Raw genomic sequence first — 16,533 nt, 5'->3', positions numbered from 1 at the left:
TTTTATTTGAATTGTTAATAAGTGACAAAACACGGCAATTGAATGATTAAAAAAAAGAAAATAGCATTAACTTTGTTGTAAATTATTGATTTATATATTTTATGTAAGTCTCTTTATTGGATTCTTTTGTGGCTAATTGGGGAATAGTAGTGAAAAGTGTGATAGATTTTTCATATAACAAATTATCAATTTATATTGTGTCATTAATGTTAGTTGCTTGTGGTGGTGGAGGCGGTGGTGATAGTTCAAGTGGTTCTGCATCAACTGCAAATTATCCAGAACCGACTCAAGACATAGTCGATGATACCAGTATTGGCTTTTATGACTACGATGCAAATGATGCAAATGATGCTGTTCGTGAAATACGAAATGATTTAGTCGGCAACTTTTCAGCGCAAGTTCAATTTGGTCAAAGTCATGTCGTCGATCCGAATGCGAACGAATCCAAGAAAATGCCACGGTTAACCAGTGAAAAAGAAGCGCTGCTTATCGTGACGCCAACACTTGATATGCAAAACATCAAGCAACTCAAAGTAGAAATCTATCAAAACAACCGCTTAATTCGTACCGCGACATTGGATGATCCGACGCAAATGCCTGTTTCAGACCAGAGTGGGCAAAGAGGTCGTCCAGATGTTTGGTACAGTAAGCGCGCGTGGACCACGAAGCTCAATTGGGATGAAGTTAAACCCGGTCTAAGATTAAAATTTATTGACGCAAATAAAGTCAGCGGTGAATTGGCTGAGGATAAAATCGATTTTGCTGCACCAGGTGAATTGGTTTTAAATAATATCCGTGTTGGTATGTTGGCAGATAAGCCAAATTCTACCGGCCACTATATGCTACTAGAGCCTGAAAAAGCGGGCACAGATTATTTCCAAACCATTCCTGCAGCAGAAATGACGGTTGCACAATATGATGATATGCAGTTAACACGTGCAATGGTATCTTCAGGTGTTATTTATGACAGTAAAAGTGCCGGAGATGGTGGTGTTTATGCAGGAGACATGCGTGAGGATGTCGGTAAATCAACCTTTAGTGTTGGTATAAACCTTGCTAACTGGGGTATTACCAGTGCATCTATGGCCAACCAAAGTCAGCCACAATTAACCCAAACAGTAGTTGTCCATCATACGAAGGGGAACTATGCCAATGGTGTGCATACTCATGGACTGAGTGGTGGTAATGGCATGCTCACGCTTTATGATTCTGTAGGGAATGAATTTAGCCATGAAATTGGCCATCACTATGGTTTAGGACATTACCCTGGTCAGGTAGGTGACAATCTATTTTGGGCTGCACATCATGCGGACAGTGGATGGGGTTATATTGCCAATCGCAATATGATGCGCGGAAATCTATCATGGACGGCGACATGGAAGTGGGATGGAGCGAATGGTATCCCAAATTTTAAAAATCTGTTTCCGTACGGAAAAGATGCCATGTCCGGCGGGTATCCTGATAGTAATGTATCACGCTACACACACTATACGGGTTACAGCACATTCCTGAAAATTCAACCGCACTTTGACCGTTATGTCTGGGATGAAACATCACCTACCGGCTACAAAAAGTGGAATAAAACCACTCGTGAAATGGAAGTCGCTCAACCGAAGATGCCAAATTCTACGGCTCCGGTTTGGTATAACGCAGATCAAAATTATCCACGACCACGTGTATTTGGGCAGCCTGTCATTACCATTTTAGGGGGCTATGATCCTGTCAATCAAGTCGGTTTGTTATATCCTGCGGCACGTTCAAACTGGGGTAATGTTTATGATTTAGCGGCGGCCAATACGGCCTTAGACCAAGCTGCATGTTGGTTGAATGTGCAATACACGAATAAAGTCAACAATATTGCTTTAGCACCTGTACGACTAGGCAGTAATGCCAATAAATTGCATGTCAATTTAGCTTTGGCAGATCAACCACAGAAAGTTGATTTGTATTGTAAAAAAGCAGGTGAAGAAGCCAAGTTATTAGCAAATATTGATATTCCAGTCTACAGCACAGCGATCAAGCCAGCCGTCAAAATTGGACGTCAGCATGGTTATAGTGCTTTGCGTGCTATCGAACTACCTCAATTAGAAAGTGCTTTGGAAGCTCAAGCTGCAAATGCTGTTGTTGCACTTAATCCAACCGAAAAAATGCTGTATGAGTCATATAAAAATGACAAGTCATTGATGAATAGTGTGGCGCGTCAGCAATTAACCCGTTATGAATCGCAACAAAACACCGCATACCGACTAAATCGATGGATGAATGTGTATGCACAAGACCTAACCAATCAAGTACCTGAGGCGCAAAGCGCACTCGACGCATTTATGAAAAAGCTTTCAGTCACTCAAGAAGGTTTGTTCGAGCAGGCGACATTGATCAAAAATGGTAACAACTGTTTGAAATCTGAAACCTTAACTGATGGAACATTAAATTTATACATCAGTGGCCCAAGCGGTTGTACGGCGGATGATACTGAACAGTGGGTATATGATGCCATTGGCCGTATACACAGCAAATCAAATCCAGATCAATGCATAACAGGCAACGGTGGTTCAGCTAAAGTGACGCTAGAACGCTGTGTGTTAAACCAAACCAACCAAATTTGGACCATGGACCCTGCGACTACAACGATTCGTCAAAGTGGTCAATGTATGGATTTAAATACGGGACGTTTGCAAAGTAACCGTGCGGATTTAATTCGATATAGCTGTACCAATGGTGCCAATCAGCGTTGGACAAATTTGACAGCAAGCCAAAACTTATTATGGACATATTTATCAGCGACGAATATGAAACTGATTGATAAATATTCTGTAAATAGAAAATAAGGTCCATCGAGGACCTTATTTTTTTGCTTTTAAAAACCTATAGGTACAAAAAAAGCCCTAAAAAGGGCTTTTTTTATCGCAACAAATTAGTTAGCTAAAGCTTTAACTTGTGCATTTAAACGGCTCTTATGACGAGCAGCTTTGTTTTTATGGATGATGCCTTTATCAGCCATACGGTCAATTACAGGAACAGCTTTTTTGTAAGCTTCTGTAGCGACAGCATAATCACCAGCAGCAATAGCAGCTACTGTGCGTTTAAGATAAGTACGAACCATAGAACGTAAGCTTGCGTTGTGTTGACGTGCTTTAACATTTTGACGAGCACGTTTTTTTGCTTGAGCAGAGTTTGCCACTCGTGCACTCCTTGAAATAGATTGGTCTGGGCGGGCTGAAATTACATCTGAAAACCAACATCAGAAGAACTATCACCAGCCCGTAAACAAGTGCCATATTGTGATTAAACTAAGCGCTTAAGTCAAGTCTTGACATGCTTTGACAACATTTTAGATGCAGAAAAATTTTAAAGAAAACGTTAGATTAGTCTAAAGTGATTGAGATTGTATGAAAAATGACTAAAAGTATAGAGAATGCGATTGTCATCGGAGCAACAGGATTGGTCGGGCGGGAATTGGTTCGTCAGCTCAGTCAAAATGCAAGATGTAAGAATATTACTGCTGTGGTACGTCAGCGTGACCATGAACTGAATGGACTGGCAAAAGTTCAACAAATGGTGATCAGTGACTTTCTTTCTCTGACTCAGGATGATGTGAGAGATTATAGTCATGCCTTTAGTTGTTTAGGCTCGACCATTAAAAAAGCAGGGTCTAAAGATAATTTTTATCAAATTGATTTTAGCATCAATGCGCATTTTGCTGAATTATTAGAATATACAGATACACAATTGATTATTGTCAGTGCTATGGGCGCTGACGCCAATTCTGCATTTTTTTATAATCGAGTCAAAGGGGAATTGGAATATTATTTAAAAACTTTAAAGTTAAATCAACTTTCGATATTAAAGCCTTCGCTGTTACTTGGCGAGCGTCATGAATCTCGGCGTTTAGAAGATGCGACACAGAAGCTCTATATGCGCTTTTCGCATTTTGTGCCTGACCGTTTCAAATTTAAGCCAGTGACAGCACAGCAAGTGGCTCATACTATGGTCGAGGCGGCACAAACTCAGACTGAAAAGTTCGAGATTTATGATAATTTACGCATACTAACAATTAAATGAGGGAAATACCGTGTCTACAGTTCCATTCGTCACTTGTGATTTACTTGATGATCATCCAGACAAAGAATTACAAGTGGTGATCCCGTCTTTGGATGGTAAATTCTTTCAAAGTTATGGTGCACGAAAAAGTTTTGGCGGTCAGGTGGTGACGGTTAAATGTTTTGAAGATAACTCTCGTGTTAAAGAATTATTGGCAACCGATGGTACGGGTAAAGTATTGGTTGTGGATGGTGGCGCTTCGATGCGCTGTGCCTTGATGGGCGATATGATTGCTGAATCTGCAGTCAGGAATCATTGGAATGGTGTCATTATTTACGGCTGCGTGCGTGATGTCGATGCAATAGCCGAACTTGATTTAGGTGTGCATGCTTTGGCCGCAATTCCACAAAAAAGTAACCGCAAAGGCGTGGGTGAAACAGATATTCCATTAAGTTTTGGTGGTGTAAACATTCAGTCTGGTGATTTTATCTATGCTGATAATAACGGCATCGTTGTTTCAAAAGAGCAATTGGTTGCTTTATAAGCGTACTTGAATTTTTAGTCGTGGAATGAAAGCGTAATTCTTGCTCATACACGACGATATAAATGTGAAAAAGAAAATACAAACATCAGCTGAGGACTCTCGGCTGTTGTATAAAAATACCAAATAAAAAAAGAAAGGAAAAAAGTATGTTGTTGCATCAATTAAAAGTGGCGCAAGCGTTGCTCTCAGGCGTAGCAGAGGGCGGACGAGGTACAAATGGGACGCCTTATCCCAAACAACCTGAAAAAGCCCTTAAACTGTACGAATTTGAAGGTTCTCCGTATTGTCGTCGTGTACGAGAAGTACTAACCACACTCAATTTGGATTATGAGGTCTACCCATGTCCCAAAGGGGCTAAAAAGTACCGTTTAGACGTGCAAAAATTGGGTGGAAAACAGCAATTCCCTTTCTTGGTGGATGACAATACTGGGGATCGTTTGTACGAATCTCAGCAAATTATTCATCATTTATTTAAATATTATGGCAAAACAGGCCAGACTCCTAAGAAGTATGCCAATTATCCTAAAATTCCGTATATTGCCTATGTTGGAACCTTAATTAATGGGGCTCAAGGCGTGTGGGTGCACCGTAAAGTTATCCATCGTGATGCACCAAGTCAACTCTTAGAACTATGGGGTTTTGAAGCGAGTCCATATACACGCATCGTACGTAGCGCATTGTCTGAAATGGAGCTGGCATATACTTTTCATAATGTGGCTAAGGAGCGTTGGCAAGATCAAGGATTAGCGATAATGCGCTTAAAACCTGGTAAATATGTACCTCTAAAAGGTGGTAAGCGTGAACAAGTGTTAAAAATCATGGGGAACAATATTCAAGTACCATACTTGAAAGATCCTAATACTGGTGTAGAACTTTTTGAATCTGAAAAAATTGTAAAATATCTGAAAAAGCAATATTTGAGCTAATCTTACTCAAGTTTAAGCTAAGTGCAGTGTATAGTCAGACAGATGGCTATACACATATTGTAATGATAAATGGGTCTAAAATTAGAAGAAAAATGCATCATAACTGCATCAATTGAATTAGAATAAATTATTAAAAATAAGAAATTTACTTAATTACAGGGATATCCTAAAAGGATTAAACTGATTAATGTAAAAGACATTTCATGTTTTTGGGGGAAGTAAATCATGTCAACACAAGAAGTCATACTACCCGTACCGGTGCTTGTCGTTGAAGATGAGGAAATTATTCAATTACGTTTACGTCAAATTTTGACGGAGCTGGGTTATAAGCGTGAAGAGCTTATCTTCACCAAAAATGTTAAAGAATCTATTCAAGCCGTAGAGACACAACCGATATCCTTAGCCTTAGTTGACTTAGGTTTGCCTGATGGTAGTGGTATCGAAATTATTGAAAAAATACGTTCCCTCGAAAGTAATACTATGATCTTGGTTGTCTCTGCATGGAGTACACAAGAAAGCTTATTTGCTGCGATTAAAGCAGGCGCAACAGGCTATGTATTAAAAGAACGTGATGATGCTGAAGTACTTTTATCTATTCGGAGTATTTTACGTGGTGGGGCGCCGATTGACCCATTTATTGCACGAGAAATCCTCAAACAAATATCTGAAGCTGAAGCACCAAGTCCAGAACAAACAGTCGCCGATGAAGCAGACTTAAACCTGCTGACCAGTCGTGAAAAAGAAATTTTATGTTTGGTTGCTCAAGGTTTGAGTAATCGTGAGATTGCTGAACAGCTTTTTGTATCACGCTATACCGTAGAAAGCCATATTAAACATATTTACCGAAAATTAGCCGTAACGAAACGAACAAAAGCCGTGAGTACAGCAAGATCTATGGGTATTTTATAATGCGTAAAGGAGGATATTTTGTATTATTTATCCTCTGTTTAGTATGGGGGAGCTTGAGTCATGCAGAGCAAGTATTCCCTGTAAATGATCAATGTAATGTAACTGTGAATAGCATTTCACGGGTGAAAACACCATCCAATCAAGAATTACCCAGAACGGGATGGAAAACCACACAATTACCTGATCGTTGGAAAGAAGATAAAGACTGGGAAGGTTATCAAGGTGGTGCTTGGTATAAACTAGACTGGTCTTGGTACTGTAAAAATAATGCCCGTTTGGCAGAACCCATCGTACTATATATTGATTATATCATTAATACGGGTTCAGTCTTTCTGAATGGCGACTTGCTGTGGACCAATAAAAATCTTCAAGAACCGATTTCTAAAAGTTGGAATGTTGCGCGCTATTGGATTTTACCGATAAGTGGAATCAAACATGATCATAATGAAACTTTGATCTATGTGTATGGTTACTCGAGTTTAAATGCTGGCTTGGGCCCAGTAGTATTTAACAATGTAATGGCAACGGTAGAGCAAGCCGAAAAAACAACATTTACACGTCGGACCATATTACAGTTAAATATTTTTCTTTCTGGGGTCTTGGGTCTAATTTGCTTTATCATTTGGTTGATGCGTCCTCGTGATACCAGTTTTGGCTGGTTTGCGCTTTCAACAGTGCTGTGGATTTTATTTCTCAGTAATGCCCTGACTACTGAAACCTTTCCATACCCAGATTCGGTTTTTTCTGCCAAAGCTAATCTGATATTTGTAATGCTGTACTTTCAGTGCTTTAGCATTTATATCTTACGCTTTCTTGGGCGTAAGTTTCCCCGAATAGAACTGTCATTCACAATGTTGACTGCTGCACTGATTGGTGTGGTGTGTATTTGGCCATTCGAACAAAATGCAGATATTTCGAGCCTTATTTTCTTTTTGTATTGTGCATTCTTTTTTATCACTTACCTCTATCTGTGTAAAATTTGTTTCAAAGAACGAAGAAAGGACTATATTTTATTAGCAATCTGTTTGACTGCGATAATTGTGATAGTCATAGCTGACATCATGGTCTTGGTACTCTTTCCAAAAGAAAATTTTACACCTTTATCACCCTTTACTTCACCGATTATAACCTTATTTATAGTGGTGATCTTGGGGGCGAGACTCAATCGAAATATACAGAAAATTGAAAAATATAATGATGATTTGGCATTTGAAGTTCAGAAAGTCAGTGATGAACTATGTAGTAGCTTGAATGATAAACATCAGCTTGAACTGAGTAATGTACGCCTGCAGGAACGGATTAAATTATCGCATGATCTGCATGATGGTCTGGGCGCATCCATTGTGCGCTCGATGATCTTGGTTGATCAGTGCGAAAGTAATATTCCAAACAGACAGTTCTTGTCGATGTTGAAATTATTGCGCGATGATTTAAGGCAAATTATTGATAGTGGATCATCTTTAGACAGTAAAGTGCCAGATTCACCTTTGCTCTGGATCGCACCTGTTCGACATCGCTTTAGTCAGTTGATGGATGAAGTGGAAATGAATGCCAAATGGTGTATTCCTTCGCAGTGGGCGATCAAACCAACGGCAATTCAGTGTCTGACTTTAATACGAGTGATTGAAGAAAGCCTGACCAATATTGTGAAACATAGCCAAGCAAATCATGTCAATGTCACGCTGTCACAGTTCGAAAATGGCGCATTGTTATTAACTATTGAAGATGATGGCGTCGGTTTTGATGTTGAGAGTGTTTCAAATCATGGCATGAGTATCGGTATGAGAAGTATGAAAATGCGTGTGGAGCGTATAGGCGGAAATTTCAAAATTCATTCTCAGCAAGGCTGTACCATTATTCAAACAGAAATTAATTTAAAATCAGCTGCATAAAATAATATGTTGAAATAATAAAAATGATGATCAATTCGATATTAAGTCATCTAAAGCGCATTGCATTCTTCTGCTGTGTCACTTTTATCGCAGCTTGTGATTCGCAGGATCAAGCGCCTAAACCAGGTGAGTATGGGCAATTTTGTTCCAACAAGCAGTGTTAAGCTCCGAAGAAATTCAGCAATTACTCACAGAAAGTCAAAGCGATACAAATGCATTAAACACTAAAAATTTTGCAGTGGATTACACGGCGACATCGAGCCAAACCCATATCGTGCAGTCTTGTTGGTCAAAGGTAGGGCAATGACCAGTGGTGAGGTATCCGTTAAATTTAAAATTGATAACTATAATGCCGCTATTCAGCAAAGCTCAAGCAATCTCATGCAAATGGATGCAGGTGTTGATCAGGTTGAACGATTAGAAACATTGGATGCAGGACAAGATTTACTTTTGTTATGGACGGTGCGCCTTTCTCGGTCAATGCTGCCAATGATCCAAATAGTATGACCAGTCAACTAAGTTTGTTAGAGTCGAGGAATGTGGAGTTTCAAAGTATTGAATTACAAATTTGGCAAGGCAAAGTTAGTCAATACGGTGTAATGCGCTATCTGTGGTTTATTGGATTGGTGTTATTGATTGTATGGGTTTATCGTGTGATCGTGGAGAAAAAAGCCGATCAAGTCGAAGATTTTTTAAATCGTAGAAAGCGAAAATAATGCTATTCAGCAGTATAAAAAGGGAGCATGACGCTCCCTTTTTATTGAGTTTATTCAGCTTCCGTTGGGACGAGCATCAGTACAGATTCATTTAATAGCATGGCAATATCTTCTAAGATATCAGCATCATATAAAGATTCGTCTAGCGCTAGACTTTGGCCATCGGCAATGGTTTTTAAATGCACTGCAAATTCGTCTGAGATACAGATTCCTTCGCCATTTGCCCAAAACAAAATATCACCGTCTTGCTCTGTATATAGTAAGCGTGAAGCCGGTTCTAACATGAGTTGATAGCCTTGATCTAAGGCCTCTTCAAGATCACCAGTGCCGATTTCTTCGGCTTCAGGAATATTGTCAGGATATTTAGGTTCTGACATTAAGCTCATGATTGCATCTTCAAGTACGGTTGAATTTTGCAATTGTTCAAATAACTTTTCTTTTAAATACTCAAGTTCATTTTCAGTCACTTGGCCAATCGCACTGATTTGGTCACGTAAAATGTCAGTTAATGGATTTTTAAGTAGAGGATTGTCTGTGAATTTGTCTGTCACTCGATCCATCATTTCAGTGACATTTGGCATGCGGAAGCCAAATGAATAGGTCAGACATTCATCTTCAGCTACGCCATAGTGTGATAGGCCTGGTGGCACATAAAGTAAGTCGCCGGGAGCAAGTACTTCATCAAAATGAACGTCCATTTCTGGCAGTAAGCGAAGCGGTTGACCTTCGACAAATGGAGTATCTGCATCACACATCTGACCCAATTGCCAACGGCGGTGACCATAGCCTTGTACGAGGAATACATCGTAAAAATCAAAATGTTGTCCGACAGAGCCACCTTTTTGTGCATACGACACCATGATGTCATCACGACGCCATTGCGGAATAAATGAAAACTGCTTCCATAGCTCGGCTAGGTCAAAAGAATAATGATCGACAGCTTGAACCAATAAAGTCCACAGTTTCGGCATTTTTTGAAAATCGGCTTTAAGTAGTGGAGAAGATTTTACTGTCCATTGGTTAGGATCACGATCTTTTTGTTTGATGAGACGTGCAGTGACGTTATCTTCTAAAGCCAATTCAAGAATGTCTTTGGGTTCTAGTATATGGGCAATTTCAGGGAGTGCATTACGAACCAATAATGGTTTTTTCTGCCAATATTCGGCAAGGAATTGTTCAGCGCTGATACCGCCGAGGATGTCAAGAGAATGAGCCATAGCTAAATACATACAATTTCAATGGATATATTGTCCCTTGAGATTCCTGTTTTTAGCAAGGCTCTATTTCATTAAATTATTTCGATTAGCTTGAGACTATTTTAAAGGATTGTCTTTGAGATATTGCATGACTAATTTTTCAACTTCCAAATCATAGCTATTGGCAGCAGCCGTGGTCGCTGAAAATTTCATGAATTGCTCAAAATGTGCATTGGTGTCAATTTTAGTATTTTCTTTATCAGACATTAATTTGAAATGATTCGGCATGACTTTTGCCATCATTTCAACATTTTCGGTTTGTAGTTTTAGAAGTTTTTTTACTTCAACTGTTTGTGGTTGAATGCTTTCAAATTTTTGTTTGCCTAGAGCAACCAGTTTATTGATTTGTTGTTCTGGCGTGTTACTACCACCGGTTTTGGTCTTAGTGCCTAGCTGTTGAATGATTTGCTCCTGCATTGCAGCGCCTTGTTGTTCTAATTCAGCATAGATAAATTTATATTGAACCCATTCATTGACTAAGTTTTTATTGTATTGCTGAGAGTTGGTCACAGTTTGATTCACTGTATTGGTATGACCGTTTGTCGAACAAAATAGAAGGCTAATGCTAATGAGGCTAGATGAAAGTAAATTAAACGTTTTCATGTTTTCAGTTCTTGGTTGTAATAAATAAGTAAGTGACTTTTTAATCATTAGCCCATAAAGAGCTAATGATGTGTTTATTATGCTGTAACAGATAAAGATTTTAAAATTATGGGACTAAGATATTAAGCTCACGCAAAATATTGCAGAGTTTAATCATCGGCATACCCATGAGTGTAGTTTGGTCTTGCCCGATCATTTCTTCAAATAAGCTAATCCCTAAACTTTCACATTTAAAACTGCCAGCGCAGTGTAACGGTTGTTCAACCTGAACATAACGTTCAATTTCAGGCAAGCTAAGTTTGCGAAACTTCACTTTATAGTGCTCGACAAGGGTTTGTTCAAAACCTGTCGATTTTTGTTGGACACTGAGTGCCGTACTGAAATAAACGATTTTGTCAGAATTGGCTTGAAGCTGCTTAATGGCTTTTTCATCGCAAAGCGGTTTACCGATAAAAATATCTGGTGCGCCTTCGCGCCATGCGACTTGGTCAGAACCAATCACAATCGCGTCTGGGTGTTGGTTTGCAATTGCTGAAGCTTTTTCAAATGCCAGTCGCTTTGCTAACTCATCAGCGTGGTTCTCACCACGAGGTGTTTCGTCTATATCTGGTACGATTGAGAGGTAATCAATCCGTAAACGGTCCATTAGGTCTTTACGGGTTTGGCTGCTAGAAGCCAAAATGATTTTGGAAGTACTCATTACACTGCATATTCCATAAGTACATCAAGCGGTACATAAGACAGCGCCGCTTGGTGACACGCTTGTATTTTAATAGGTGGGGCAAATCCTTCTTGATACGCTTCCACCCAGCGAGTCACACAGATACACCAGAAGTCACCAGGTTGTAGTCCTGGAAAACCAACTTCGGGTAAGGGTGTGATTAGGTCATTGCCAACTTTTTGGGAAAAGTTTAAAAATTCAGATGTCATTTGTGCACACATCGTATGCTGACCAAGGTCTGTTGTTGCTGTATGGCAAAAGCCATTTCTAAAATATCCGGTAATCGGATCAAAACAACAGCTTGCCAAGGGTTCGCCTAAAACATTTAAACGATTAATATTTGGGTCTGGATGAATCGACATAAGCGCTGAATCTTTATAAGGCTTTTCGCTATCATAACAAAACTTTGGCTCGACATAGCTTTTCTGCAAAAGAAGCTAACGTTTTTCTGCATAATCATTTAAAATCGTCGCGTTTTGATATCAATAAAAGAGAGTAATGCATGAACTTTCAGCGTATGACTGACCTAGATTTGGCGGGTAAACGTGTTCTGATCCGTGAAGATCTTAACGTACCAGTTAAAAATGGCGTGATTACAAGCGATGCACGTTTACGTGCGGCGTTGCCAACAATTAAAGCAGCTTTAGAAAAAGGTGCTGCTGTAATGGTGTATTCACACTTAGGTCGTCCTGTTGAAGGTGAGCCTAAAGCAGAACAGTCTCTAGCACCTGTAGCCGCTTATTTAACAGAAGCTTTGGGTCAAGATGTTCAACTGATCACTGATTATTTAGACGGTGTTGACGTTGCGCCAGGTCAAGTGGTTTTACTAGAAAACTGCCGTTTCAACGTAGGTGAAAAGAAAAACAATCCTGAATTATCTGCTAAATATGCAGCACTTTGTGATGTTTACGTTATGGATGCATTTGGTACGGCTCACCGCGCAGAAGCATCGACTGAAGGCGTAGCACGTTGTGCAAAAGTGGCTGCTGCAGGTCCTTTACTTGCTGCTGAGCTTGATGCACTAGGCCGTGCACTTAAAACTCCTGCAAAACCAATGGTTGCGATTGTTGCAGGCTCAAAAGTTTCTACTAAATTAGATGTATTAACTTCACTATCTGACATCTGTGATCAATTGATCGTGGGTGGTGGTATTGCCAATACATTCTTAGCTGCTGCGGGCTTCAATGTTGGTAAATCACTTTGTGAAAATGACTTGATCGATACAGCAAAAGCCATTGCTGCAAAAGTATCAGTACCACTTCCAACAGATGTTGTTGTTGCTGATGCTGCTGAAATTGATTTTGCAGACTTCCTCGGTTCATTAGCTGCTGCTAAAGCTGTCGTGAAAAAAGTTGAAGATGTATCAGACAATGACATGATTTTGGATGTGGGCCCTGAAACTGCAAAAGCATTTGCAGAAATCTTGAAAACTTCAAAAACTATTCTATGGAATGGTCCAATAGGTGTGTTTGAAGTTGATCAATTCGGCGAAGGCACCAAAGCATTGTCTTTAGCGATTGCAGAATCTGAAGGCTTCTCGATCGCGGGTGGTGGTGACACGCTTGCTGCAATTGATAAATATGAAGTTGCAGACAAAATTGGTTACATCTCGACTGGTGGTGGTGCTTTCCTTGAATTCGTAGAAGGTAAAACACTCCCTGCTGTAGCAGCGCTTCTTGACCGTGCTTAATTTAGTATTATCAATAAGATAATACAGTATTAAAAAAGGTTGGCTTCGGTCAGCCTTTTTTTATCGCCCATTCATTTTGCCGTCATCAAAGTGCAATATTTCTGCAATAAAATTCATCGCAACACCTAATTTGCAGTAGTAGGAAACAACGATGAACTTAAAACTTGCACTTGCTGTACTTTTAATCGCACCATTAACTTTGACAGCTTGTGCTAAAAAAGAGTCTGCACCAACGGAATCAGAAGCATCTGCTGTTGCCGTAGACAATGCTCAAACAACGCCAGAACAACAAAAAGCCATTGATGAACTTGATAAGCCAGTATTGGATGAAAAGAACCAAGATGTTCCTGCTGAAATTGCAAATGCACCTGCAGACGAAGCAACAGCTGACGCTGAAACAGCCGCTTCAGCAACAGCAGCTCACTAAGATTGTTGTCTTTATTTAAAAAGTCCCTGCAAATGCAGGGATTTTTTTTTAAATAGTGTTATTTGTTGCTGAATTGAAATGATTGAGCATGTAGAATATGCGGCATTACCTGGGAGGATATTATGGCTCTTATTTCATTGCGCCAGCTCTTGGATCACGCCGGCGAACATGCTTACGGCGTACCAGCATTCAACGTAAACAACTTAGAACAAATGCGTGCAATTATGCTTGCAGCAGATGCAACAAATTCACCTGTAATTGTACAAGCATCTGCGGGTGCACGTAAGTATGCAGGCGCTCCGTTCTTGCGTCATTTGATTTTGGCAGCAATCGAAGAATGGCCACATATTCCTGTGGTTATGCACCAAGACCATGGTACTAGCCCTGATGTATGTCAACGTTCTATTCAACTTGGCTTCTCATCAGTGATGATGGACGGTTCTTTAGGTGAAGACGGTAAAACGCCAACTTCATACGAATACAACGTAGACGTGACTCATCGTACTGTTCAAATGGCACATGCGTGTGGCGTTTCAGTAGAAGGCGAAATCGGTTGTTTAGGTAGCCTTGAAACTGGTATGGCTGGTGAAGAAGATGGTGTAGGCGCTGAAGGCGTACTTGATCATTCTCAGCTTTTAACTTCAGTTGAAGAAGCGCGTTCATTTGTATCAGATACAAATGTTGACGCACTTGCAATTGCGGTGGGTACTTCACACGGTGCGTACAAATTTACTCGTCCACCTACAGGTGACATCTTAGCGATTGACCGTATTAAAGAAATTCACGCTGCGTTACCAAATACGCATCTTGTAATGCACGGTTCAAGCTCTGTGCCACAAGAATGGTTGGCTGTAATTAATGAATTCGGTGGTAACATCGGCGAAACTTATGGTGTTCCAGTAGACCAACTTGTAGACGCAATCAAACACGGTGTTCGTAAAATTAACATCGATACTGACTTACGTCTTGCATCTACAGGTGCTATGCGCCGTATGATGGCTGAAAAACCAGCTGAATTTGACCCACGTAAATTCTTCTCTGCAACTGTTGATGCGATGAAACAAATTTGTATCGATCGTTATGAAGCATTTGGTACAGCGGGTAATGCTGACAAGATTCGTCCAATTTCTTTAGAGAAAATGGTGAGTCACTATAAATAATTTGTCTTGAGATAGATTATTTTTGAAGAAAAGCCCACAATTAAGTGGGCTTTTCTTTGATTTGAACTTAGAAATATTGCTTTAAATACAACTCAAGAATAAGAGCGTGTCATGGAATTGATCTTTGCTGCCGCGATTTGCAGTGTTCTCGTTTCAGTAATTCTAAAACTCTGTCGTGATCGGGGTTTTAACCCTGCACAAATGATCACATGGAATTATGCATCTGCGAGTATTTTATGTTTTCTATGGTTTAAGCCGGATCTAGCTCATATTTCGATTAATAAAACGCCGTGGGTTTTAATTGCGGCTTTGGGTGTATTATTGCCGACGATTTTTTATTGCTTAGCACGCTCACTGCAAACAGCAGGTATTTTAAAAACCGAATTGGCTCAGCGCTTATCTGTTGTGCTTTCTCTTAGCGCAGCCTATTTTATTTTCAGTGAATATTTTAATGCTATTAAGCTCATTGGTATTGCACTTGGTGTACTTGCGGTATTGCTGATTTTATTTTCACAGCGCAAGGGAAGCATTGATGGAAAGCAGGGGATTTTATTTTTATTAAGCGTTTGGGCAGGCTATGCACTGATTGATGTGCTATTAAAATTTGCTTCAGGTTTGGGCATGCAGTTTGCGGTGACTTTAAATTTGGTGTTTATTTGTGCATTTTTACTTTCGAGCATTTATAACATCGTACAGCACGGCAGTTTGGGGCAGACCAAAAATATCCTCGCTGGATTGGGCTTAGGTCTCTTGAACTTTGCCAATATCGCACTGTATGTGAAAGCCCACATGTTGCTTAAAGACACACCTGCAATCGTGTTTGCTGGAATGAATATTTTGGTCGTGGTTTTAGGTGTGGTTGCGGGCCTTATCATCTTTAAAGAAAAATTGAGAGTCGCAACCGTATTTGGTTTGATTGCAGGGATCATGAGTGTGGTTTGCTTAGCATATGCCATGTCTGTCTAAGATAATTTTTAGCAAAAACGATCGGGTGCTGTAGTACATCATCCCATTCAGCCAGGCCCATGAGCAGTCCTTGATCTCGACACGTTGGACACTCAGGGCAGTGGAGGTCGGTATATTGATAAGTATGCAGATACATTTGATGGCAATGACCGCATTCAAACTTCATCGGCATTTGTAGTAAATATGACATGTCCCACCTCTGCTTGATTTGTTGTTCTGATTCAATTTATTCAGCAAAGTTCAGACCAATTTATAAATTTTCTATTTTCACATTGTTGCTAAATATGTCGTTATTAAAAAAGCCCTCGTATTGAGGGCTTTTAGTTTTAGATGCTTAGTTAACGTGTGAGTTGTTGAAATCGTTGTAAGGTATTTTCAAAATAACATTTACCCACTGCAACGGGGTGTTTTAGGAAATCTTGAGTTTCAATCGTGCCTTGTAACTGACCCGGTTGTTTACAGTTTGGGCAGTTTGGATAGCTATGAAGCATATCGCCCGCATATTTTTGTAAATAAACCGTATTGCACGCTTCGCAATGAAATTTCATGGGTAATTTTATAGCTGTAGGCATAGGGAGAGACCTGAGTATATTTTGAGCAGAATATACTCGATAATTGTTTAAATAATAAGTCCCGAAATGACAAAAAAGAGGCAAAATTGCCCCTTTCGTCGGTTTTATGG

General features: G+C 39.8%; 18 protein-coding genes. 12 read left to right on the top strand and 6 right to left on the bottom strand.

Annotated features, from left to right (window positions below):
- The first annotated feature begins 206 nt into the window (after positions 1 to 206).
- On the top strand, positions 207 to 2,828 hold the full coding sequence (locus M5F03_RS02265) for a M66 family metalloprotease (RefSeq protein WP_249706291.1): 2,622 nt from the start codon (positions 207 to 209) through the stop codon (positions 2,826 to 2,828).
- A gap of 86 nt (positions 2,829 to 2,914) precedes the next feature.
- Here M5F03_RS02265 and rpsT read toward each other — a convergent pair whose 3' ends face one another.
- Positions 2,915 to 3,181: a 30S ribosomal protein S20 gene (gene rpsT, locus M5F03_RS02260; protein ID WP_078188707.1), complete on the bottom strand. Its 267-nt coding sequence runs from the start codon at positions 3,179 to 3,181 to the stop codon at positions 2,915 to 2,917.
- A 215-nt stretch (positions 3,182 to 3,396) separates the two neighbouring features.
- Between rpsT and M5F03_RS02255 the strand changes: the two genes are divergently transcribed.
- The 7 genes from M5F03_RS02255 to M5F03_RS02225 all read left to right on the top strand — a co-directional run bounded on the left by M5F03_RS02255 (position 3,397) and on the right by M5F03_RS02225 (position 9,028).
- A complete protein-coding gene (locus M5F03_RS02255; protein ID WP_180133076.1) occupies positions 3,397 to 4,062 on the top strand; it encodes an NAD(P)H-binding protein in 666 nt (221 codons plus the stop codon).
- Between the two features lie 10 nt (positions 4,063 to 4,072).
- On the top strand, positions 4,073 to 4,585 hold the full coding sequence (rraA, locus tag M5F03_RS02250) for a ribonuclease E activity regulator RraA (RefSeq protein ID WP_249706289.1): 513 nt from the start codon (positions 4,073 to 4,075) through the stop codon (positions 4,583 to 4,585).
- Between the two features lie 146 nt (positions 4,586 to 4,731).
- Positions 4,732 to 5,511 carry a glutathione S-transferase N-terminal domain-containing protein gene (locus M5F03_RS02245; RefSeq protein ID WP_249706287.1) on the top strand — a complete coding sequence of 260 codons (780 nt, stop codon included), beginning with the start codon at positions 4,732 to 4,734 and terminating at the stop codon, positions 5,509 to 5,511.
- Positions 5,512 to 5,736: 225 nt separating this feature from the next.
- On the top strand, positions 5,737 to 6,420 hold the full coding sequence (locus M5F03_RS02240) for a response regulator transcription factor (protein WP_249706285.1): 684 nt from the start codon (positions 5,737 to 5,739) through the stop codon (positions 6,418 to 6,420).
- Complete coding sequence (locus tag M5F03_RS02235) at positions 6,420 to 8,312, top strand: sensor histidine kinase (RefSeq protein ID WP_249679908.1); 1,893 nt, start codon at positions 6,420 to 6,422, stop codon at positions 8,310 to 8,312. The genes M5F03_RS02240 and M5F03_RS02235 overlap by 1 nt, the downstream gene beginning before the upstream one ends.
- A gap of 303 nt (positions 8,313 to 8,615) precedes the next feature.
- Positions 8,616 to 8,819, top strand: a complete 204-nt coding sequence (locus tag M5F03_RS02230) for a hypothetical protein (protein WP_249706283.1) — start codon at positions 8,616 to 8,618, stop codon at positions 8,817 to 8,819.
- Entirely contained in the window at positions 8,816 to 9,028 is a 213-nt protein-coding gene (locus M5F03_RS02225; RefSeq protein ID WP_249706273.1) for a hypothetical protein, read from the top strand. Before M5F03_RS02230 ends, M5F03_RS02225 begins: the two co-directional genes overlap by 4 nt.
- Before the next feature lie 50 nt (positions 9,029 to 9,078).
- Here M5F03_RS02225 and M5F03_RS02220 read toward each other — a convergent pair whose 3' ends face one another.
- From M5F03_RS02220 to M5F03_RS02205, 4 genes are all read right to left on the bottom strand, one after another.
- Positions 9,079 to 10,245: a ribosomal protein uL16 3-hydroxylase gene (locus M5F03_RS02220; protein WP_249706271.1), complete on the bottom strand. Its 1,167-nt coding sequence runs from the start codon at positions 10,243 to 10,245 to the stop codon at positions 9,079 to 9,081.
- A gap of 96 nt (positions 10,246 to 10,341) precedes the next feature.
- Positions 10,342 to 10,887 carry a hypothetical protein gene (locus M5F03_RS02215; RefSeq protein WP_180010132.1) on the bottom strand — a complete coding sequence of 182 codons (546 nt, stop codon included), beginning with the start codon at positions 10,885 to 10,887 and terminating at the stop codon, positions 10,342 to 10,344.
- 106 nt (positions 10,888 to 10,993) lie between these two features.
- Positions 10,994 to 11,587 (bottom strand): Maf family protein, encoded by a 594-nt coding sequence (locus M5F03_RS02210; protein ID WP_249706269.1) that lies wholly within the window; start codon positions 11,585 to 11,587, stop codon positions 10,994 to 10,996.
- Positions 11,587 to 11,970, bottom strand: coding sequence for a DUF2237 family protein (locus M5F03_RS02205; protein ID WP_078188698.1), 384 nt, complete (start codon positions 11,968 to 11,970; stop codon positions 11,587 to 11,589). The genes M5F03_RS02210 and M5F03_RS02205 overlap by 1 nt, the downstream gene beginning before the upstream one ends.
- 140 nt (positions 11,971 to 12,110) lie before the next feature.
- On the opposite strand from M5F03_RS02205, the gene M5F03_RS02200 reads away from it, so the two are divergent.
- The 4 genes from M5F03_RS02200 (at position 12,111) to M5F03_RS02185 (ending at position 15,851) form a co-directional block, all read left to right on the top strand.
- Positions 12,111 to 13,298, top strand: coding sequence for a phosphoglycerate kinase (locus M5F03_RS02200; protein ID WP_249706267.1), 1,188 nt, complete (start codon positions 12,111 to 12,113; stop codon positions 13,296 to 13,298).
- A gap of 151 nt (positions 13,299 to 13,449) precedes the next feature.
- Positions 13,450 to 13,725, top strand: a complete 276-nt coding sequence (locus M5F03_RS02195) for a hypothetical protein (RefSeq protein ID WP_180034801.1) — start codon at positions 13,450 to 13,452, stop codon at positions 13,723 to 13,725.
- Between the two features lie 122 nt (positions 13,726 to 13,847).
- The gene (gene fba / locus M5F03_RS02190) at positions 13,848 to 14,885 is read left to right on the top strand and encodes a class II fructose-bisphosphate aldolase (protein ID WP_249706265.1); all 1,038 of its coding nucleotides are present in this window, start codon (positions 13,848 to 13,850) and stop codon (positions 14,883 to 14,885) included.
- A gap of 111 nt (positions 14,886 to 14,996) precedes the next feature.
- Positions 14,997 to 15,851, top strand: coding sequence for an EamA family transporter (locus M5F03_RS02185; protein ID WP_078193508.1), 855 nt, complete (start codon positions 14,997 to 14,999; stop codon positions 15,849 to 15,851).
- A 338-nt stretch (positions 15,852 to 16,189) separates the two neighbouring features.
- Here the strand turns inward: M5F03_RS02185 and M5F03_RS02180 are convergent, their stop codons facing one another.
- The gene (locus M5F03_RS02180) at positions 16,190 to 16,423 is read right to left on the bottom strand and encodes a hypothetical protein (RefSeq protein ID WP_078188692.1); all 234 of its coding nucleotides are present in this window, start codon (positions 16,421 to 16,423) and stop codon (positions 16,190 to 16,192) included.
- Positions 16,424 to 16,533 lie beyond the last annotated feature (110 nt).

The organism is Acinetobacter amyesii (genome assembly GCF_023499985.1).
Taxonomy (GTDB): Bacteria; Pseudomonadota; Gammaproteobacteria; order Pseudomonadales; family Moraxellaceae; genus Acinetobacter; species Acinetobacter amyesii.
Note: the sequence above shows the minus strand (reverse complement) of the source record. Positions and strands in the feature narration are given on the sequence as shown.